20 protein-coding genes are annotated in these 20714 nt (G+C 50.2%); 3 read left to right on the forward strand and 17 right to left on the reverse strand.

The window, feature by feature from the left end:
• The first annotated feature begins 4 nt into the window (after positions 1-4).
• Entirely contained in the window at positions 5-889 is an 885-nt protein-coding gene (gene fdnH / locus BGE37_RS23245; RefSeq protein WP_001240580.1) for a formate dehydrogenase N subunit beta, read from the forward strand.
• Positions 882-1535 carry a formate dehydrogenase-N subunit gamma gene (gene fdnI, locus BGE37_RS23250; RefSeq protein WP_000045645.1) on the forward strand — a complete coding sequence of 218 codons (654 nt, stop codon included), beginning with the start codon at positions 882-884 and terminating at the stop codon, positions 1533-1535. Before fdnH ends, fdnI begins: the two co-directional genes overlap by 8 nt.
• A gap of 228 nt (positions 1536-1763) precedes the next feature.
• Here the strand turns inward: fdnI and BGE37_RS23255 are convergent, their stop codons facing one another.
• The 6 genes from BGE37_RS23255 to bdm all read right to left on the reverse strand — a co-directional run bounded on the left by BGE37_RS23255 (position 1764) and on the right by bdm (position 5964).
• On the reverse strand, positions 1764-2048 hold the full coding sequence (locus tag BGE37_RS23255; protein WP_000781370.1) for a HigA family addiction module antitoxin: 285 nt from the start codon (positions 2046-2048) through the stop codon (positions 1764-1766).
• Entirely contained in the window at positions 2048-2326 is a 279-nt protein-coding gene (locus BGE37_RS23260; RefSeq protein WP_032303016.1) for a type II toxin-antitoxin system RelE/ParE family toxin, read from the reverse strand. Before BGE37_RS23260 ends, BGE37_RS23255 begins: the two co-directional genes overlap by 1 nt.
• A gap of 185 nt (positions 2327-2511) precedes the next feature.
• Positions 2512-3522 (reverse strand): alcohol dehydrogenase AdhP, encoded by a 1011-nt coding sequence (adhP, locus tag BGE37_RS23265; RefSeq protein ID WP_000642407.1) that lies wholly within the window; start codon positions 3520-3522, stop codon positions 2512-2514.
• A 133-nt stretch (positions 3523-3655) separates the two neighbouring features.
• Positions 3656-5353 (reverse strand): malate dehydrogenase, encoded by a 1698-nt coding sequence (gene maeA, locus BGE37_RS23270; protein WP_000433471.1) that lies wholly within the window; start codon positions 5351-5353, stop codon positions 3656-3658.
• A 156-nt stretch (positions 5354-5509) separates the two neighbouring features.
• Positions 5510-5647 carry a stationary-phase-induced ribosome-associated protein gene (sra, locus tag BGE37_RS23275; RefSeq protein WP_000841554.1) on the reverse strand — a complete coding sequence of 46 codons (138 nt, stop codon included), beginning with the start codon at positions 5645-5647 and terminating at the stop codon, positions 5510-5512.
• A gap of 101 nt (positions 5648-5748) precedes the next feature.
• A complete protein-coding gene (gene bdm, locus BGE37_RS23280) occupies positions 5749-5964 on the reverse strand; it encodes a biofilm-dependent modulation protein (RefSeq protein WP_105279170.1) in 216 nt (71 codons plus the stop codon).
• Positions 5965-6307: 343 nt separating this feature from the next.
• Here bdm and osmC point away from each other — a divergent pair, with 343 nt between their 5' ends.
• Positions 6308-6739: a peroxiredoxin OsmC gene (gene osmC, locus BGE37_RS23290; RefSeq protein WP_000152305.1), complete on the forward strand. Its 432-nt coding sequence runs from the start codon at positions 6308-6310 to the stop codon at positions 6737-6739.
• A gap of 55 nt (positions 6740-6794) precedes the next feature.
• Here the strand turns inward: osmC and BGE37_RS23295 are convergent, their stop codons facing one another.
• The 11 genes from BGE37_RS23295 to BGE37_RS23345 all read right to left on the reverse strand — a co-directional run.
• Entirely contained in the window at positions 6795-7721 is a 927-nt protein-coding gene (locus BGE37_RS23295) for an oligopeptide/dipeptide ABC transporter ATP-binding protein (RefSeq protein WP_105288500.1), read from the reverse strand.
• A complete protein-coding gene (locus BGE37_RS23300) occupies positions 7714-8700 on the reverse strand; it encodes an ABC transporter ATP-binding protein (protein ID WP_032184224.1) in 987 nt (328 codons plus the stop codon). The genes BGE37_RS23295 and BGE37_RS23300 overlap by 8 nt, the downstream gene beginning before the upstream one ends.
• Positions 8697-9593: a D,D-dipeptide ABC transporter permease gene (gene ddpC, locus BGE37_RS23305; protein ID WP_032184225.1), complete on the reverse strand. Its 897-nt coding sequence runs from the start codon at positions 9591-9593 to the stop codon at positions 8697-8699. The genes BGE37_RS23300 and ddpC overlap by 4 nt, the downstream gene beginning before the upstream one ends.
• Positions 9590-10612, reverse strand: coding sequence for an ABC transporter permease (locus BGE37_RS23310; RefSeq protein ID WP_105288501.1), 1023 nt, complete (start codon positions 10610-10612; stop codon positions 9590-9592). Before BGE37_RS23310 ends, ddpC begins: the two co-directional genes overlap by 4 nt.
• Position 10613: 1 nt before the next feature.
• Complete coding sequence (locus tag BGE37_RS23315) at positions 10614-12164, reverse strand: ABC transporter substrate-binding protein (protein ID WP_105288502.1); 1551 nt, start codon at positions 12162-12164, stop codon at positions 10614-10616.
• A gap of 13 nt (positions 12165-12177) precedes the next feature.
• Positions 12178-12741 carry a D-alanyl-D-alanine dipeptidase gene (gene ddpX, locus BGE37_RS23320; RefSeq protein WP_105288503.1) on the reverse strand — a complete coding sequence of 188 codons (564 nt, stop codon included), beginning with the start codon at positions 12739-12741 and terminating at the stop codon, positions 12178-12180.
• 257 nt (positions 12742-12998) lie between these two features.
• Positions 12999-15398 (reverse strand): oxygen-sensing cyclic-di-GMP phosphodiesterase DosP, encoded by a 2400-nt coding sequence (dosP, locus tag BGE37_RS23325; RefSeq protein WP_123057352.1) that lies wholly within the window; start codon positions 15396-15398, stop codon positions 12999-13001.
• A 24-nt stretch (positions 15399-15422) separates the two neighbouring features.
• Entirely contained in the window at positions 15423-16805 is a 1383-nt protein-coding gene (gene dosC, locus BGE37_RS23330; protein ID WP_105272217.1) for a diguanylate cyclase DosC, read from the reverse strand.
• 363 nt (positions 16806-17168) lie between these two features.
• Positions 17169-18488, reverse strand: coding sequence for a family 10 glycosylhydrolase (locus tag BGE37_RS23335; protein WP_105277748.1), 1320 nt, complete (start codon positions 18486-18488; stop codon positions 17169-17171).
• Between the two features lie 130 nt (positions 18489-18618).
• A complete protein-coding gene (gadC, locus tag BGE37_RS23340) occupies positions 18619-20154 on the reverse strand; it encodes an acid resistance gamma-aminobutyrate antiporter GadC (RefSeq protein ID WP_000246007.1) in 1536 nt (511 codons plus the stop codon).
• 155 nt (positions 20155-20309) lie between these two features.
• The coding region (locus tag BGE37_RS23345) for a pyridoxal-dependent decarboxylase (RefSeq protein ID WP_001773767.1) at positions 20310-20714 on the reverse strand (405 nt) is incomplete at its 5' end.

A 20714-nucleotide genomic window follows, 5' to 3' on the forward strand; every position in this document is an offset into this window, starting at 1 on the left:
ACAGATGGCTATGGAAACGCAGGACATTATCAAAAGGTCCGCAACTAACTCCATCACGCCGCCTTCTCAGGTGCGTGATTACAAAGCAGAAGTCGCGAAACTTATCGACGTTTCCACCTGTATCGGCTGTAAAGCCTGTCAGGTGGCGTGTTCGGAGTGGAACGATATCCGTGATGAAGTGGGGCACTGCGTCGGGGTTTATGATAACCCCGCCGATCTGAGCGCCAAGTCCTGGACGGTGATGCGCTTTAGCGAAACCGAACAGAACGGCAAGCTGGAGTGGCTGATCCGTAAAGACGGTTGTATGCACTGTGAAGATCCGGGCTGCCTGAAGGCGTGCCCGTCTGCTGGTGCGATCATTCAGTACGCTAACGGGATTGTCGATTTCCAGTCGGAAAACTGCATCGGCTGTGGTTACTGCATTGCCGGGTGTCCGTTTAATATTCCACGCCTCAACAAAGAGGATAACCGGGTATATAAATGCACACTCTGCGTCGATCGCGTCAGCGTTGGTCAGGAACCGGCTTGTGTGAAAACTTGTCCGACCGGGGCTATCCACTTCGGCACCAAGAAGGAGATGCTGGAGCTGGCGGAACAGCGCGTGGCGAAACTGAAAGCGCGTGGTTACGAACATGCTGGTGTCTACAATCCGGAAGGGGTCGGTGGTACGCACGTCATGTACGTGCTGCATCACGCCGATCAGCCGGAGCTGTATCACGGTCTGCCGAAAGATCCGAAGATCGATACATCGGTAAATCTGTGGAAAGGCGCGTTGAAACCGCTGGCAGCGGCTGGCTTTATCGCCACTTTTGCCGGGTTAATTTTCCACTACATCGGTATTGGCCCGAATAAGGAAGTGGACGATGACGAGGAGGATCATCATGAGTAAGTCGAAAATGATTGTGCGCACCAAGTTTATTGATCGCGCCTGTCACTGGACCGTGGTGATTTGCTTCTTCCTGGTAGCGCTGTCCGGGATTTCGTTCTTCTTCCCGACGCTGCAATGGCTGACACAAACCTTCGGTACGCCGCAGATGGGACGCATTTTGCACCCGTTCTTCGGCATTGCGATTTTCGTCGCGCTGATGTTTATGTTTGTGCGTTTTGTGCATCACAACATCCCGGATAAGAAAGATATTCCGTGGCTGTTGAACATTGTCGAAGTATTAAAAGGCAATGAACACAAAGTGGCGGATGTTGGTAAGTACAACGCCGGGCAAAAGATGATGTTCTGGTCGATCATGAGCATGATTTTCGTGCTGCTGGTAACCGGGGTGATTATCTGGCGTCCGTACTTTGCGCAGTACTTCCCGATACAGGTTGTCCGTTATAGCCTGTTTATTCACGCGGCTGCGGGTATCATCCTGATCCACGCCATCCTGATCCATATGTATATGGCATTCTGGGTGAAAGGGTCGATTAAAGGGATGATCGAAGGGAAGGTGAGCCGTCGTTGGGCGAAGAAACACCATCCACGCTGGTATCGTGAAATCGAAAAGGCAGAAGCGAAAAAAGAGAGTGAAGAAGGGATATAATCTCTTTTGAACTTTAAGCTGAAAATGGCGCTGTAAAAGGCGCCATTTTCATATTGTAGACAACGTAGGCTTTATTCATGCCGGATGCGGCGTGAACGCCTTATCCGGCCTACAAACCGTTCAAATCCAATAGATTGCAGTGAACGTGTAGGTCAGATAAGCGTAGCGCATCAGGCAATGTTGCGTTTGCCATCAGTTTCAAATGGCGCTTTATAAGGTGCCATTTTTTTATTGCGTAACCAGACGGCGTAATCGCGACACATCTACCGTTTTTTCTGCCTCTGCCAGACTCCAGGCGTTTTGTAGATTCAGCCACATTTGCGGCGAACTGCCGATCACCACGGAAAGTTTAATCGCCATTTCTGGCGTCAACGCGGCTTTTCCGGTCAGCAATCGGCTTGCCGTTGAGGGCGCAATTTCCATTGCTCTGGCAAACTCGCGCAGGCTGACATTAAGTTCGTCCAGTGATTCCTGAATAATGTCCCCCGGGCGGGGATGATTGGCCATTTTCATCAGTGATAGTCCTCGTAATCCAGTATGTATGCATCGCCATTGACGAATTCAAATGTGATTCGCCAGTTGCCCGAGACAGATATCGCCCAAATTCCATCACGATCGCCGCTTAACGGGTGTAGTCGGTAACCGGGCATATCGAGATCAGCAAGACAGCTTGCTGCATCAATCACAGCGAGTCGGTGGCGTAATCGTTTGATTTGCGTCGGTATAACGCCGGAGGTTTTGCCGAGAAGAAACAAGTCACGCAATCCCTTGTGTCTGAAATTCATTATCATCTCTTCATCCTTGTTCCTTCGAAAGGAACACTATCACTGTTGTTCCGTGCAGCGCAACAAATTTCGCTACGTTTTCGTGAATTGTGAGAGGAAAGATGGGGGAGGAAAAGAAGAAGAGTGAAATTGCGGAAAGCGTCTCGCAAAACAGGCTGCGACTCAAACATGGCAGTCGCAGCAAAGGCCTCTTAGCGACGGAAATCAATCACCATACGGCCACGGATTTTGCCTTCTTCCATCTCAGTAAAGATGGTGTTGATGTCCGCTAACGGACGCAGGGCAACTTTTGGCACCACTTTACCTTCGGCGGCAAACTGGAAGGCTTCGGTGAGATCCTGGCGCGTGCCGACCAGCGAACCGACCACTTCAATACCATCCAGCACCAGCCGTGGGATGTCCAGGCTCATAGACTCCGGCGGCAGACCGACAGCCACAACACGACCGCCTGCACGAACGGCATCGACCGCTGAGTTAAACGCAGCTTTAGCTACCGCTGTCACCACCGCTGCGTGAGCGCCACCGGTTTTCTCCTGCACAATTTTGGCGGCGTCTTCGGTGCGTGAGTTAATCGCTAAATCTGCACCCATTTCGGTTGCCAGTTTCAACTGCTCATCATTGACATCAATGGCGATCACTTTTGCATTAAAGACATTTTTCGCGTATTGCAGGGCGAGGTTGCCCAGACCGCCAAGACCGTAGATAGCAATCCACTGTCCTGGACGAATTTTTGACAGTTTTACTGCTTTGTAGGTGGTGACACCCGCGCAGGTAATGCTGCTGGCCGCCGCGGAGTCCAGGCCATCGGGCACTTTAACCGCGTAATCGGCGACCACGATGCACTCTTCCGCCATGCCGCCATCAACGCTGTATCCGGCATTTTTAACTGAACGGCAGAGCGTTTCGTTACCACTGTTACAGTATTCGCAATGACCGCAACCTTCGTAAAACCACGCCACGCTGGCGCGATCGCCTGGTTTTAATGAGGTAACGCCGGGGCCAACTTCTGCCACCACACCAATACCTTCGTGTCCCAGAATTACGCCGGTTTTGTCACCAAAATCGCCATTCTTCACATGAAGATCGGTATGACACACACCACAACACTCCATTTTCAGCAGGGCTTCGCCATGTTTCAGTGAGCGCAGTGTTTTATCTGTAACGTCAACATGATGATCCTTCGTAACAACTGCAGCCTTCATAGTTCCTCCTTTTCGGATGATGTTCTGCATAGCAGGTGAGGCAAATGAGATTTATTCGCCACTACCCAGTATGGATGAGATCTGAAAAAGGAAGAGGAAAATTGCCCGGTAGCAGTCACTACCGGGCGCAGGCTTAGATGGATGTACGGCGGTAGTCGCGGTATTCGGCTTGCCAGAAGTTATCATCAATGGCCTGTTGCAGAGCTTCGGCGGAGGTTTTCACCGCCACGCCTTGCTGCTGCGCCATTTTGCCAACCGCAAACGCAATTGCGCGGGAGACTTTCTGAATATCTTTCAGTTCCGGCAGTACCAGACCTTCGCCGTTCAGGACCAGCGGCGAATATTGAGCAAGCGTTTCACTTGCCGACATCAGCATCTCATCGGTGATACGTGACGCGCCGGAAGCAATAACACCCAGCCCGATGCCAGGGAAAATGAAGGCGTTGTTACACTGGGCGATGGGGTAGATTTTATCTTTCCATACCACCGGATTAAACGGACTGCCGGTGGCGACCAGCGCGTTACCTTCGGTCCAGGCGATAATGTCCTGCGGTGTGGCTTCCACACGTGAAGTCGGGTTAGACAGCGGCATCACGATCGGACGCGGACAGTGTTTGTGCATCTCACGGATGATCTCTTCCGTAAACAGCCCGGTCTGTCCTGAGACGCCAATCAGAATATCCGGTTTGACATTGCGCACCACATCAAGCAGTGACAGCACATCGCTGTCAGTATCCCAGTCACTGAGATTTTCGCGCTTCTGCACCAGTTTAGTCTGGAAAGGCAGCAGATTCGGCATCTTGTCGGTGAGCAGACCAAAGCGATCGACCATAAAGACTTTCTGCCGCGCCGTTTCCTCGCTTAATCCTTCACGCTGAGTCTGGGCAATGATCATTTCGGCAATGCCGCATCCCGCTGAACCTGCGCCGAGGAAGACAATCTTTTTCTCGCTTAACTGACCACCTGCCGCGCGACTTGCTGCGATCAGCGTGCCTACCGTTACCGCCGCGGTGCCCTGAATGTCATCGTTAAAAGAACAAATTTCATTGCGATAGCGGTTAAGTAACGGCATCGCATTTTTTTGTGCGAAGTCTTCAAACTGCAACAGCACGTCCGGCCAGCGTTGTTTCACAGCCTGGATAAATTCATCAACGAATTCATAGTATTCGTCGTCAGTAATACGTGGATTACGCCAGCCCATATACAGCGGATCGTTAAGCAGCTGTTGGTTATTCGTCCCGACATCCAGCACCACCGGAAGGGTATACGCCGGGCTGATGCCGCCACAAGCGGTATAGAGCGACAGTTTACCGATCGGAATGCCCATCCCGCCGATGCCCTGGTCACCAAGCCCCAGAATACGTTCGCCGTCAGTCACCACAATCACTTTAATATTATGGTTCGGCACGTTTTGCAGAATATCGTCCATATTGTGGCGGTTCTGGTAAGAGATAAACACGCCGCGTGAACGGCGGTAGATCTCAGAAAAACGCTCACAGGCTGCGCCGACGGTTGGGGTATAAATAACAGGCATCATCTCATCAAGATGATTGTTTACCAGACGGTAGAAGAGGGTTTCGTTGGTGTCCTGGATGTTACGCAGGTAGATGTGTTTGTCGATTTCGGTTTTGAATCCCTGATACTGGATCCATGCGCGTTCCGCTTGTTCTTCGATGGTTTCGACCACTTCCGGCAGTAACCCCAGCAGGTTGAAGTTACGGCGTTCTTCCATGCTGAAGGCACTGCCTTTATTCAACAACGGAAATTCCAACAGTACAGGGCCAGCGTAAGGAATATAAAGCGAACGCTGTTTTTTTGTTTTTGGTTCCATGTCACTCACTCTTTTTTGAATATCCATCCCTGGGGTGCTTTTATCGTCTTTGCTTTACCGCCAGGGCGTCGGCTCCAAGTATAAAGCAGTTAAAAACAAAAACACCATTGCGCAGGCAATGGTGTTTAATCGTCATTGAGGACTGATGGTTATGAATTACTTTTCAGCGGGGCGTTTTCTGCCGGTTGGGTTATTTACCACGCTGGATTTGTCACCTTCGGTAACTATTTTGCGCTGGTTAGAAATTTTATGGTCCAGTCCAAGAATATGACGTGCCTGACGGTTCGATTTCATTTTAACTCCTCAATCCTGTTGCTAGTTTTAAGGACAACATCGCCGTAGCGAAGAAACACGTGCTAAACCCCTAAATTAGGTTGCCGATCAAGCATAGCACCTTAAAGCGTAGGGTGCTGGCCACTGACCACATAATTGATCGTTTGCTGGTAGATATCATTGAGGATGTCGTTATCAGAAGCTTCCACCCATTTGGTCAGCTCCATGAGAATGTCATCTTCAGTGACAACACCGTGTTCTGCCCGAAGGCCTTGCTCAATGGCATTAACCAGAGCGGGTTCTGCTGTTGAATTTTCTGCCTGATAATAAGTAAACATAGTGATTCTCCGTGTCTGTGTATTTATGGTGTCTGCTACGGATCGCAGATTTATAAAGCACATTCAGCATGGCAAATATTTGCCGCTTCGTTGTTAAGATTAGTCCTGGTTGATGATTTTTATATTTTAACTCCATGATATTAATGGGAATATTATTGGTGTGAGTTGATTGATATTGATGCAATATCTCTTGAGTTATATATTCCCGGTTATCTATTGTGGAAATTTTATTTAAGTACATAGATAATATTTTCGCCGGATTCTATTCGGAATATCCCGCTTATCCTCATGCTGTTTCTCACGTAGTCTATAATTTCCTTTTTAAGCCCACAGGAGAGCAACAATGACAATCCATAAGAAAGGTCAGGCACACTGGGAAGGCGATATCAAACGCGGGAAGGGAACCGTTTCCACCGAGAGCGGCGTACTGAACCAACAGCCGTATGGATTTAATACGCGTTTTGAAGGCGAAAAAGGAACTAACCCTGAAGAACTAATTGGCGCGGCGCATGCAGCATGTTTCTCAATGGCGCTTTCATTAATGCTGGGGGAAGCAGGATTCACGCCCACATCGATTGATACCACCGCCGATGTGTCGCTGGATAAAGTGGATGCCGGGTTTGCGATTACTAAAATCGCACTGAAGAGCGAAGTTGCGGTGCCGGGTATTGATGCCTCTACTTTTGACGGCATTATCCAGAAAGCAAAAGCAGGATGCCCGGTTTCTCAGGTACTGAAAGCTGAAATTACGCTTGATTACCAGTTGAAATCGTAAAGCGTTGCCGGATGACGCGTCAGGCGCGTGATTGCCTGATGCGTTGTTAGCGTCTCTACAGCGCCCGCCAGCACCGGATCTCACGTCCGTCCTCCCTTATTGTTAATGATTGCCGGACTTCACATCCGTGGGTTGCCAGAGGGCAACGTTCACGGAAAAAACAGCCTTGTGGCAACGTGCGGTTTCCTGGTAGATCCGTTTTACGCAATGCCCATTCTTCCTCCAGCGGTTTATCAATGGCGGGGAGGGAATCCAGCAATAATCGGGTGTATGGATGTGCCGGAGCTGTCAGCACCTGTTGCGCGTCTCCTAGTTCCACAATCTGTCCGAGATACATCACCGCCACCCGATCGCTCATATGACGTATCACCGAGACATTGTGTGAAATCAGCACATAAGTCAGCTCGCGATTTTCCTGTAGCGTTACCAGTAAATTGAGGATCTGCGCCTGCACGGAGATATCCAGCGCCGAGGTGGGTTCATCAAGCACAATCAGGTCAGGCTGCGAAGAGAGTGCTCTGGCAATGGCGATACGTTGCCGCTGCCCGCCTGAGAACGCATGAAGCAAGCGGTCGAGATACTCCGGACGAATACCCACCTGCACAGACAGCTCCTCTGCCAACGCTCGCCGCTGTTGTTCACTACTACGCTTAGCAATCCAGAGCGGTTCCGTGATGATGCGCCACACCGGTAAGCGCGGATTAAGCGAAGAGAGCGGGTCCTGAAACACCATCTGCATAATGCGTTGTGATCCTGAACGGATGTACTGCCCGTGGCTCGGTTGCAGCATACCCATTAAAAGCTGTGCGAGGGTGCTTTTGCCGCAGCCTGACTCACCGACGATCCCTAAGGTTTCACCACGACGGATCTGTAAATCAATACCATTGATGGCATGAACATGTTCCGTAGTTTTACCAAGCCAGTTTTTTCGGGCCGGGAAATTGATATGGACGTCGCGTAACGTTAATAACGTGTCAGACACTAATGACCTCCTGCTGAGGATACCAACAGGCGCAGCGGTGGTTGTTGTCACCACACGCTGTCAGCGCCGGGACGTTTTCACACTGTGTACCTGCCGCATAGCAACGATCGCGAAAAGCGCAGCCATCAGGCAAATGGGTGAGGTTTGGTACCGTCCCTGGAATGGCGGGTAATGGCTGGCGTGGTATTCCATGTTCCGGTGCGCATTGCAGCAAACCAATGGTATACGGATGCCGGGGATGATGGATAACGTCTGCCGTCATACCGCTCTCGATCACGCTTCCGGCATACATCACGTAAACGCTATCGCACAGTTGCGACACCACGGCCATATCATGGCTGATGAACAGTACCGCAGTTCCACTGGCGCGGGCTTTATGTTTAAGCAGACGCAGTACCTGCAACTGTACCGTGACGTCCAGCGCCGTAGTCGGTTCGTCGGCAATAATCAATTGCGGCTCGCAGGAGAATGCCAGCGCAATCATTACCCGCTGGCGCATACCACCTGAAAGCTCAAACGGATAGCGCGACATAACTTCCACGGCATCCGGGATTTGCATCTCTTCCAGCAGGGCAATCGCTTTAGCTCTGGCTTCCCGACGACTTATTGGTTGATGATGGCGGATCACGTCCATCATCTGAAGACCTATTCGACGTGTCGGATTTAGGGCGGTCATCGGTTCCTGAAAGATCATCGCCACTCGTGCGCCGCGCCACTGACGAAGCTGTTTTTCCCGAGCGTTAAGAGCATCTTCTCCCAGCAGTGAAATATGTCCCCGATGTACGCAATAACTGCCCGTCGGTAACAGACGCATAATCAACATTGCAGTGACTGATTTACCCGAGCCGGATTCTCCCACCAGACCGACAATTTCACCGCGGTTGATTTTCAATGACACATTGTTGAGCGCGTGAACGTCGCCGTTAAAACCGGAGAAACTCAAATGCAGCTGTTGAATGTCCAGAACGGGTTGGGTCATGACTGCTTTCCTCCTGCTTTCGGGTCAAGCAGATCGCGAATACCATCACCAAAGAGATTGAACCCGACGGCGGTAAGCAAAATCGCTGCCCCCGGAAATGCGCAATACCACCATTGATCGAGCACATAGTTGCGACCATTCGCCACCATCGCCCCCCATTCAGCACTCGGTTGTTGAGCACCCAGGCCAATAAATCCCAACGTGGCGGCCATTAAAATCGCGCTACCAATATCCAGCGATGCCTGCACAATCAGCGGCGGCAGGGAGTTACGTAAAATATGCCAGTTGATCAGATGCCAGCGTGACGCACCAAAGGTTTTCGCCGCCTGAACGTAAGTGTACTGGCGGACAACTAATGTTTGCCCCCGCGCCAGGCGCACATAAAACGGGATTCGCACGATAGCAATCGCCAGCATGGCGTTAAACAAACTCGGTCCAAGTGCGGCAGCCAGCGCCATTGTCAGCACCAGCGAAGGAATCGACAGCATAATGTCCATGATGCGCATGATGATCGCGTCTGCGCGTCCGCCAAGCACACCGGATAGACACCCGAGTAGCGAACCCATCATACCCGCAATGGCGACCACCACTAATCCGGCGAGAATTGATTGCTGACTGCCGACCAGTACGCGGCTAAACAGATCGCGTCCCACTTCATCGGTGCCAAACCAGTGCGCCGCAGAAGGCGGCAAAAGGCGGGCAGTTAAATCAATGGCGTTGGGATCATGCGTCGCCAGCCACGGTGAAAAAATCATCATCAGTAGCATTAATACAATGATGACTGCGCCGGTCACGGTGAGCGGACTGCCTTTCAGCATCCATACCAGTTTTGCACCGTTAAATCGCGTTTGTTTTGGTGGGCGTACGACGGACGTTTCCTCGCTTAGCATCATTCATCACCTCCACGTCCGATACGCGGATCAATCCACAAATAGAGCAAATCCACCACCAGGTTGACCAGCACATAAGCAAATGAAACCACGACGGCAAAGCCCATCACTGCCGGGAAGTCGAGCGCCTGTATTGATGTTACTACCCATGCACCCATTCCGGGCCAGGCAAAAACGGTTTCGGTGAGCACTGCGCCATACAACAAATCGCCCAGCGCCAGCCCCAATACGGTAATCGAGGGGATCAACGCATTGGGTAGCGCATAACATAAAACGATATACCAGCCGGGCAAGCCGCTGGCCCGGGCGGTACGAATGTAGTCTTCACTCAATTGTTCCAGCATAGCTGAGCGGATCTGGCGAGCGACAATCCCCAGGTGAACGAACGCCAGCGTTAATGCCGGTAAGATGAGATGTTGCAGCGCATTGAGGAAGACTTCACCGTTGCCTTCAAGCAGCGCATCGAGCAGATAAAAGCCGGTAACGTGCGTTGGTGGATCCAGCCAGTCATCAAGCCTTCCGCCGCCGGGAAGAATTTGCAGATGACCATAAAACAGCACAATGACGCCCAGCCCAAGCCAGAACGCAGGTGTGGAGATTCCAGTAATGGCCATTATTCGCACCAGATGATCCAGCCAGCGATTTCGCCAGACTGCAGAGAGTATGCCCAGCGGGATACCAACCAGGAGTGCCAGCAGCAGAGCGCAAAATGCCAGTTCCAGCGTCGCCGGGAAAAATATGCGCAACTCTTCCAGCACCGGACGCCCGGTACGAATGGATGTTCCCAGGTCACCCTGAAACAGGTCGCTGACGTAGCGGTAAAACTGTACGTACAGTGGCTGGTCCAGTCCCAGTTGCTGGCGAATATTATCCACGATAGCATCGCTGGCGCGGTCACCCGCCAGTAACCGCGCCGGATCGCCGGGGATCAGGTGCGAGATAATAAACGTAATCACGCAGACGCCCGCCACCACGAGCACCAGCCCCCAGCAGCGTTGGCGTAAAATACTCCAGAAGGTCACGTTATTTACTCATGGTATTGATATTGAAGACCTGTTCCAGCATGGGATTGAACACAAAGCCTTTCACCTCTTTGTTCATCGCCAGTTGGTAGTTTTTCTGGAACAGGTACACATAAGCAGCGTCATCAATGACGATTTTCTGTGCCTGCTGGTAGTCCCGGGTACGCTGCGTCTGGTCGGTGGTCGCTAGCGCATTGCGCAGTAACTTATCGACCTCACTGTTTTCATAGAACGAGCGGTTACCCGGCAGACCTTTTTTGTCGGACTCAAACCAGTAATTCATAAACATATACGGGTCGGCAAAATCCGGACTCCAGTTGCCAATCGCGATGTCGTAATCACCTTTACCCACTCTGTCGCGCATGGTGGCGTTCGCCAGCTTTTCCAGCTTCACATTGATGCCCAGCTTGTTGAGGCTGGATTGTGTTGCCAGAGCAATAGGCTCCCAGTTTGGGTCGTTATCGGAGTAGAGAAACGTCAGGCTGGTGGGTTTGCTCGTCACTTTATCCCATTCGGCTTTGGCTTTCGTTTCGTCATGGTTGTATTGCATTGCCGTCGCATCGTATCCCCACATGCCTTCCGGAATCGGGCCGCGCATTTGTTTTCCGTTACCACTCAGAATGCCGTTAACCATACCCTGATAATCGGTAGACCAGGAAATGGCCCGACGCAGATCCGCCTGATTAAGTGGCGCTTTGCTGTTATTGAGATACAGATAGGTGACGCGCAGTGACGGATACTCTGCCACGTTGACTTTGTTTTCCTGCTTCAGGGCGTTGAGTTGATCCACCGGCAGCGCATCGGCAATGTCAATGTCGCCACGGGAGAGCTGCAGGCGACGGGAGGCACTTTCACCGATAATTTTTACCGATACCCGTTTGAAGTTCGGGTTATTGCCGGGGTAATGCGGATTTGGCACCAGAACTAATTGCTGACCTTTTTGCCAGCTTTTCAGCATAAACGGTCCGGAGCCAGCGGTATTTTGCGCGAGGAAACCACGGGCATCATCGGCCGCATGTTCTTTTAAGACCGCCGGATTGATAATGGATGCACCGTCATTCGCCAGCGTGTAGAGGAACGGTGCGAATGGCTGGCTAAGGGTAAACCTCACCGTATGTTCGTCGGGAGCATCAATCTTTAAATCTTTGGGAAATGCTTCTGCTGGCCCCTGACCGATTTTTAGTAACCGCTCAAAAGAGAGTTTTACTGCTTCGGCAGTGACGGGTGTGCCATCGGCAAATTTAGCATTGTCCTTCAGGGTGAACGTCCACTCTTTTTGATCGTCAGACGCTTTCCAGCTACTCGCCAGATCGCCTTCAACGTCTGTTGAGCCTTTATCACCGTCCGTTTTGTACTGAACCAGTCGCTGATAAGACGGGTAGGTCACTGTCCAGTCGTTATTATCAATTGTCACCGCCGGGTCGAGGGTTTGTGGGTCGGCAGCTTTACCGATCACCAGCATATCTTTCGGTACGGCGGCGTGCGCAACCGGCATTGTTGTGGCAAGGACGATCGCGAGCAATGTAGGACGAAACGAAATCGATCTCTTCATGACAGTTTCCTGATTAACTGGCGTGCTGTGTGCCAGGGGATATAAAACAGGTGAATTGATCAGCGAGTAGTGGGTAACTCGCTGCCTGGGGTAATTCGAAGTGCCACCATTCGCTCGGGATACCGACAAAGCCACCGCCAGTCATAATCGCATTCAGCAACAGGCGATTGCGCTGAGCGGCGGGCGGGACGGAAGGATGGTAAGCATGGGAACGTTCGTGCATTTCATCGAGGATGTTCCCGTGCTCATCACGAAGCGTCAGGTCGATCGCGGTGCCACGGCTGTGATTAGAACCGACCGTCACATCAACAACATATTGCGGGTCTGGGCAGGTTTGCCACAACATCGCCTGTGCTTGTTGTGGGCGATACGCATCGTAAATCACCAGTTGTAAGCCTGACAGCTGGGCGATACTGATACTTTTCGCCAGCGCGGTAATCGCATCCTTGTGTAACAGACAACGCGCTTGCTGATAAATAGCTTTACCTGTGATGTTATCAGCGCAGGCGTATTTCAATTCGATCTCCAGATCAGGGAAGATCACGGCTAAATCAACCAGTTCGGTGGTATCCGACATAAACGGTTCCTGTATAAGACAAAAATTGCTGCGCTTTCCGCTTATGCAGATCTCATGCCATGCCGGGATAAGCGCCAGAATGCTGGCTTAAAGTTATATTTTTTAACTTTTGATCAACATTTGTGCAGCGTAGTGCAGTTTTGGTGCAAGAGGGGAAGTTAAGGAAGGAATCTCCCGGAATCGTAGCTGAAATCACAGTATTTAAGTGACAGTGTCACGTTAAATGAAAACCCGCGAGTGCGGGCGAGAGGAATTTGTCAGATTTTCAGCGGTAACACGCTGCTCATCCAGCCTGGAATTTCTTCGGCGGGAAGGGGCCGGGAAAAGAAATATCCCTGAATAACGCGACAGTGGATCTTACGTAGCATCTCAAATTGCTCTTTGGTTTCGACGCCTTCCGCCACGACGGTTAAATTGAGGCTTTGCCCAATGCTGGTAATGGCTTCAAGTAAGGCAAGGATGCGTTTTTCCGTCAGACAACGATCAACAAAACTTTTGTCAATTTTGATTTCCGTTACCGGAAGACTGACTAAGCGGGATAATCCGGAAAAGCCCGTGCCAAAATCATCTACCGATAAACCCACGCCCATATCGCGCAGGATCTGGATGCGCTTAAAAATTTCCGTATCGTGTTCCATCATCATGCTTTCGGTGATTTCCACCGTTAGCTGGTGGCCGTCAATGCCCCAGACTTGCATTGCATCAGACACCTGATTAGGCAGCTGATTACTGCGGAAGTGCAGCGCAGACAAGTTAACGGATAACGCTGGAATATGAATATTCTGGCTACGCCATTCTGCTAACTGACGGCAAGCTTCCGCGATGACCCAGCGCCCAATATTTTCGATTTCGCCAATCTCTTCTGCGAGAGGAATAAACCGTGAAGGGGGCACATGACCATGCAGAGGATCGTGCCAGCGAGCAAGGGCTTCGATACCATACAGTTCACCCGTTTCTGCGAAGATTTGTGGTTGGTAAACCAGTTTCAGTTGGTTATTGCTAATCGCTTCTTTCAGCGCTGCGCCTAATATCAATCGTTCTTTCACCATTTCGTTCATCACCGGGCTGAAGAACTGCCAGCCGTTACCGCCATTTTTGCGAATAAAATCCATTGCATTGTGAGCAGTGGAGAGCAGGTAATCGCGGTTTTTACCCACGTCGTAGCTGATGCCAATGCTCAAGGTGAGCGGGAATGGTTTATCGTCAATCATTATCGGCTTGCTGACCACATTCCGTAGCTCATCGGCGATTTGGGTAATGTTACTGACGTCGTTTTCCAGGCTCACGAGGACAAACTGCGTACCTTCGATACGACAGAGATACTGATCCGGTTTGAGTTTTTCACGAAAGCGATTGACCACTTCCAGCAATGCCTGATCGGCCCACGCATAGCCAAGGCTATCAATCACATCCTGAATATGGTCAACACCGATGAGATAGACCACCGGAGAGACGGCTTTGTCGACCAGGTCATCGAGGTAATTGTGCAGGTTATTGCGATTTGGCAGACCGGTCATCGGATCAAATTGGATGAGTTGTTCAATATGCTGACGGCTTTTTTCCTGTTCCAGCGCCAGCGCGGCCATATGCTGGCTGATATCTGCCACACGTTCGATAAAGGCGCTGGTTTCTGCTCCTGACGAGGTTTTAATTTGCAGGATCCCCGCCGGTGCGCCATCACGCTGACGAATGGTCGCTGACCAGCTTTGCGCATTTTGAACTTCTGTACCGTGCGAAGATGACGCCCAGTGTATCGGCATCCCGTTGCGCAGCGCGAACAGCGAAACATGCGATTCGTTGAGAACAGATTCGATGTTACGACAAATGATTTCCCCCATTTCATGAAATGGCGGGCTGCTGCACATGGCGGCGAGAATATTGCCTTCAAGCTGGCGGATTTGCCGTTCTTCGGTGATATCCGAGAAAGTCATTACCAGGTTCTGCAGATGTGCGAGCACATCATAGACCGGGCTGATAGAGGCTTTGATCCAGATTTTTTCACCGGTGCGCGTCAACAGCAGAAATTCGTCCTGATCGCGGGCGGTTTTCCATAGCAACTGTTGTAAACGAATGCGGTTATCAGCAGGGAATTCTGGAATGTTCAGGAGTGTATCGGGCTGCATACCGCTGGCTTCGCTAATGCAGTAACCAAACATTTCGGTAAATGCGCGATTGCACTGCACAATATGGCGTTCCGGATCGAGGACAATCACCGGTCGGTCGAGATGGTCAACAGCAATAATCAATTGTCGGGTCTGTTCTTTTTGCGCCATTTCTACGCTGGCATCACGTACCAGCGCCAGGTAATAAATTTTACCCTCGGCGCTCACTTTCGATAGCGCAAAACGGGTCCAGATTTTACTGCCGTCTTTTTTCTCCAGCTGCAGCTCCCGACTCATCCCCTCGACGCGCGCTTTACCGCCTTCACGGTTGTGACGGATATATTCAGGATGCGCAGGACGCAAATCCCGCGGAATCAGCATATCAATGTTTTTGCCAATGACTTCTTCACGTTTGTATCCCCAGAGCTTCTCTGCGGCGGGGTTGAAAAACATCACTTCATCATTTTCGTTAATTAACACCGCGCCCATCATATTTTGCTCAAGGGCGGGGAAAAAAATGCCATCGGCGGCATTATCCGCATCGGTTAGCTTCATGATTACCTCTGCATCCTGGCGCATCTAAAGACTGGCTTTCCAGAGTTCAACACGGTTTCTACCTCGTCTTTTGGCGATATACAGAGCTTCATCGGCTATTTGAATGAGGCGCTCATAGTCAGGATGACCATTAAACATAGCTGCGCCGATGGACAGTGAGAGGGCAATATCTTCGCCGTTTGCGGCTTTCAGTTTGGTTTTCTCCACCCGACTGCGAATACGTTCTGCGGTACGTAACGTTTCGTTTTCAGAAGCTTCAGTCAGGACAATGATAAATTCATCTCCCCCGTAACGAAAAACATAATCACTACTGCGGACGTTGTCGTAAAAGGCCTGAGAAACTTTACGCAAAATTTCATCACCGGTGTTATGGCCCCACGTATCGTTGATCTCTTTGAATTTATCAACGTCAATAATCAGCACTGACAGGGGGGTTCCGGTCCGGTTGGCATGGGCAATTTCGCGTTTAAAGATGGTCGGCAGGAAGCGGCGGTTAAGTAATTTTGTCAGTACATCCATACCCACTTCGTGGCGAGATACTTCTTCAAATAATTCACGCAGCAAGGTAATAATTTGCGATACGGTATTTCTTATCTGTAATAAAAATCTCACCCGTAGAGTTTTGTTGCTCAAATTTTTTGCATTACGTATGGTTTGATTAAAAATACCGTCGAAATCCTGAATCAGGCGGGAGATATGACCCACTTCGGCAATGCCGCTAAAATAATGTCGACCTTTATGGTTAAACCACAGGCCAAAATCAGCCTGGCTTAAAGGCAAACTACTGCCTAAATCAGAATCCAGCAAGACTTTATAGATAATATCTATTTCCCATGAAAGTATTGAGGCTATTTGCCGTTCTTTTTCTTCTTCGGCGTTTTCCAGTAACGAGAAGATACGATAGTTTTCATCTTCCTTTGAGGCACTACTGTCACTAAAGGTAAACGCGCGGGTCATCACTTCCATCGCGATATCAATACTGTTAATAGAGAAATGGTAGACCTGAAGTTTTTCTGCGGCGGAATAATCCGAAGAGAAGATGACCGGATAGAGGATTTTTTTCAGCACCCGAAACCCCATCTCGACAATTTCTACTGGAATGCCGATGCGGGCATGCACTTCTGCGACGGTATGCTGGATTTGTATTAGCCTTTCAACATCGTCAACCTGGGCAGAAAGCACATTAATAATCCAGCGTTCCATCGCACTTTTCAGCTGCCGCTCAACTTGTTCATTACTCAAGAATTCTTCGGCATGCGGGTCGATACGGACAATTCGGTAAAACTCAATGCTCAGGTAATGGGCATGCGCAACGGCAATTTCCGCGGCTTTGGCACGAATGAGCGGATCTGCCTGTTCGACAAGCCCGGTCCACTCATCTTTCATTCTTTTAAAATACATCTCCATAATTCACACCCTTATAAGGCTGGGAAAGCAGACGGAATCAAAAACGAAACGCAACGTGCGAGATCGACTAACTGCACATATTCTCCTGAAATATGAAGATATACTGAAAAGAAATAAGCGACTTAGGACAGTTTCAATCTACGCTACTGTTCTTCAGAAGAGTATAGCCCATCGTAATTATTTTTCGGAAACAGCGAATACCGTAGGGTTTTCATATTCATACATTTTTATTAGGGGTTTTATGGCTATTAAACTAAGAGTGGTTAATTGCGTGGTTAATTTGGCTTAAATAAGCATGATTATTAGTGGGATATTTCAAGAGGATAACAAGCCGGTGAGTAAAGCACCGGCCATGTTACAAGTTTAACTGCCCCAACGACTTTGCAAATAGCTGACCGCTTGTTGAGTCTGAGGTTTGTTCAGATAGTCCTCACGGAACAAGATTGTGCCGCTGATTTCTGGTACAGCATCGTTAAGATCGAGCTGCTTTTTCAGTTCCGGTACGCCACCGTTAATCATCCAGTCTGGCTCTATCTTTGAAGGTTCACCCACTTTATAGAAGGCGATACCGATATACAGGCGGGTCCTGGTCGGTTTAACGACATCCGCCCACCATTTTGCCAAAACGTCATAACGTGCGGCACTCCGTGAGAACGGCCAGTAAATTTGGGGAGCAATGTAATCCAGCAATCCTTGTTCCACCCATCGGCGCGTGTCAGCGTAGGATTCGTCATAGGCTGCCGCGCCTCGGGTATCGGAACCGAGCGGATCGTGTGATCGGTTACGCCACACGCCTGCCGGGCTAACGCCAAATTCGACTTCCGGCTTAATGCTTTTAATGGTGTGCGATACCTTCGCAATTAACTGCTGAGTATTGTTGCGCCGCCAGTCTGCTTTTGACGCAAATGCGCCTCCGTATTTGCGGTACGTTTCGTTATCATTTAGCCGTGAAGCTGGTGACTCAGTATAGAAATAGTCGTCAAACTGCACGCCATCTACCGGATAGCGGGAAACCACTTCCGCGACTATTGATGTGATCCAGTCCTGAACCTCAGGAATACCAGGGTCGAGGACAAAGCGATCGCCGGACGTTCTAATCCAGTCGCGGTGTTGCACATAGACGCTGGCCGGTTGTTGAGACAGGGTGCTATTCAGTTCCCTGATAGTACCAGGCTTTGTATTAACCGATACGCGGTAAGGGTTAAACCAGGCGTGTACTTTCATCCCACGCTTGTGGGCTTCGTCGAGCATAAATTGCAACGGATCGTAACCCGGGTTTTCGCCAATCTTACCGGTCATAAGATCGGACCACGGCAAAATTTTCGATGGCCATAGTGCGGTACCGTCCGGCTTGACCTGGAAAAAGACCGTGTTTATGCCGAGACGTTGCAGATGATCCAGTTTGTCGATCATCGCCTGTTGTTGTACACGTGCCCGGCTGGTGGGGTTACTAATATTAACCGAGGAAACCGGTGGCCAGTCGAGGCGAGACACTGTGGCCAGCCAGATGCCACGCATCGGTTGTGACGATTGTTGCGTCGTAGCTGGTGGCTTCAAACCTGTTGGTGGTGTCACCATTGACTCTGGAGGCGTGCTTTTACAACTACTCAGTAAAAGTGCCAGTGCAACCAGTGCCGCTGGTCTTCTAATCGCTAATTTCACGTTTCGGGAGCAGATATCCATATATGCTGGTTTCCGGTAAACAGATGTGCGCTCATTCTCGTACTTATCCCGGTTAAGTCAATACGACAACAGGCATGAAAAAGGGAGCGATGAATTATCGCTCCCTTGTATTATTACCATTCAGACATGGTTAGTGTTTCTTATCATTCATCACAATATAGTGCGGTGAACGTGCACGCGGGTGCAGGAAGAAGTGACCTTTCGGTGCGTTCTGGCTGTTGATTGGTTCCAGAGATACGCCGGTATTCGCTTTGCCTTTACGATCATGAACAGCATAGAGAATAAAGGGCAGGGCAAGTACCACCAGGAAACTAACGACCAGTAATTCGACATACATATCGGTAGAGTCCCCCTGGATATTATCCGGCGGCAGGAAGGAAACAATAAACGCCATAATTGAAGTCAGCAGACCGACAATTGCCACGACCAGTTTCACCCCTTTACCACCAGGGATATTAAATGTGCGTTTTAAGTCAGGATGTTTAAGAACCAACACAATGTAGCCAATAAACAGCATGAAATAAGCACACAGATAAATCACCACCGTCAGCGCCAGGGCGATCAGGAAGGACATATTGTTACCGCCACCAGTATTGGTGAGGATGATCAACGCGATAGTAGTAATCACCAGCTGCGAAATAACCAGCGTTACCGGTACGCCATTTTTGTTCATTTTAGCGAACGCCGCTGGCAGCAGGTTTTTCTGCGCGGTGACATACATCCCGCGAGAAGGGCCAACAATCCAGGAAGCGATCTCCGCCAGAACACCCAGCAACAGCAAAGCGGAAATTACGCGAACCGTCCACTCAATTTCCGGTGCCACATGTGACATCAGAACGGTAAAGGTTTGCATTACCCCTGCGGAGAGGTTGATTTCATTACCCGGAATAACCATCGCAATAGACAAGCCGCCAACAGAGCTTAAGCAGATTGCCGCCACCATCAGCAGTAACATCGCCAGCGGATAATCGCGACCGGGGTTGCGCATTTCATTGACGTGGGTTGCGGAAGCTTCTACCCCCATATAACTCAAAATGAAGGCAACAAACACAACCAGGGTGCCGACTTTAGAGAAATCAGGGAAGAAGGTTTTCGCATCCATTTCGATAGCAACGGGAGCACCGGAGTGCAGATAAATAGCCGCTAATGCGATCAAAATAAATGCAGGTAACAGGATACCGGCGAAGAAGCCAACTTTAGCAATTCGCGCCGTGTATTTCGTGCCACCAAACTGTGTTAATGCCAGCGCCCAAAGAATGATGAGTGCTGCAATAGTTTTGGTAATGGGGTCTTCATTCAACGCTGGCCATTTCAAAATGTAGGAGAGTGCCCCTAACACGAAATAGAGCATTGGAATAAAACCGATGGCGATTTGCAGATAGCCAAATGAGATCGCTGCAAACCCCCATCTCGGCCCCAGAGTATTTGATACCCAGGCGAAGACGCCACCTTCTTCCCAGCCGTCGACGGTAGCCATTTCCGCAGCACAAAGTCCCACGGGAATAAACCATAAAATCCCGCCTAATAGCAGGAAGAAGACTAATGAAAAGCCCGATGTTGCGAAAGTAGGGTATTCATAAACAGCCATTACCATCGATGCCGTTATGGCAAAAAATCCGAGTAATGTGAGCTGCTTAGCTTTACCTGTCTGTACTGATGTAGCCATATTATCCCCCTAAAACGGTATTCCTGTCGGAACCGCACCTGTTTTGTTCTGAAGCGTATTCAGAACAATATTTTCCGTTGCTAATGCCAGTGAACAGACTTTGGAAATTGTCCCGAAACGGGTTCGTTTCGGGACACCGTTACCGTTAAACGTTATCAGGTGTGTTTAAAGCTGTTCTGCTGGGCAATACCCTGCAGTTTCGGGTGGTCGCTGAGATATTTCAGGGAGGCTTTGTAGTCTTCCAGCAACAGTTCAGCAAAGTCCATTTCGAAGCCGCGACGACACATAATGCGCATCACCACGATGTCAGTGGCTTCACCGCCGAGAGTGAAAGCCGGAACCTGCCAGCCGCGCAGACGCAGACGTTCAGAGAGGTCATACAGGGTGTATCCCGGATCTTCACCATCTTTCAGTTTGAAGCAAACCGCCGGGATGCCTTCGTCCGGGCGACCCGTACAGATGAACTCATACGGCCCCAGTTTAGCGATTTCATCCGCCAGATAAGCGGCAACCTGGTAGGAAGCGTTCTGTACTTTGGTATAGCCTTCACGACCGAGGCG

Origin of the sequence: Escherichia sp. MOD1-EC6300, from assembly GCF_002965045.1 — a bacterium.
Classification (GTDB): domain Bacteria; phylum Pseudomonadota; class Gammaproteobacteria; order Enterobacterales; family Enterobacteriaceae; genus Escherichia; species Escherichia coli_F.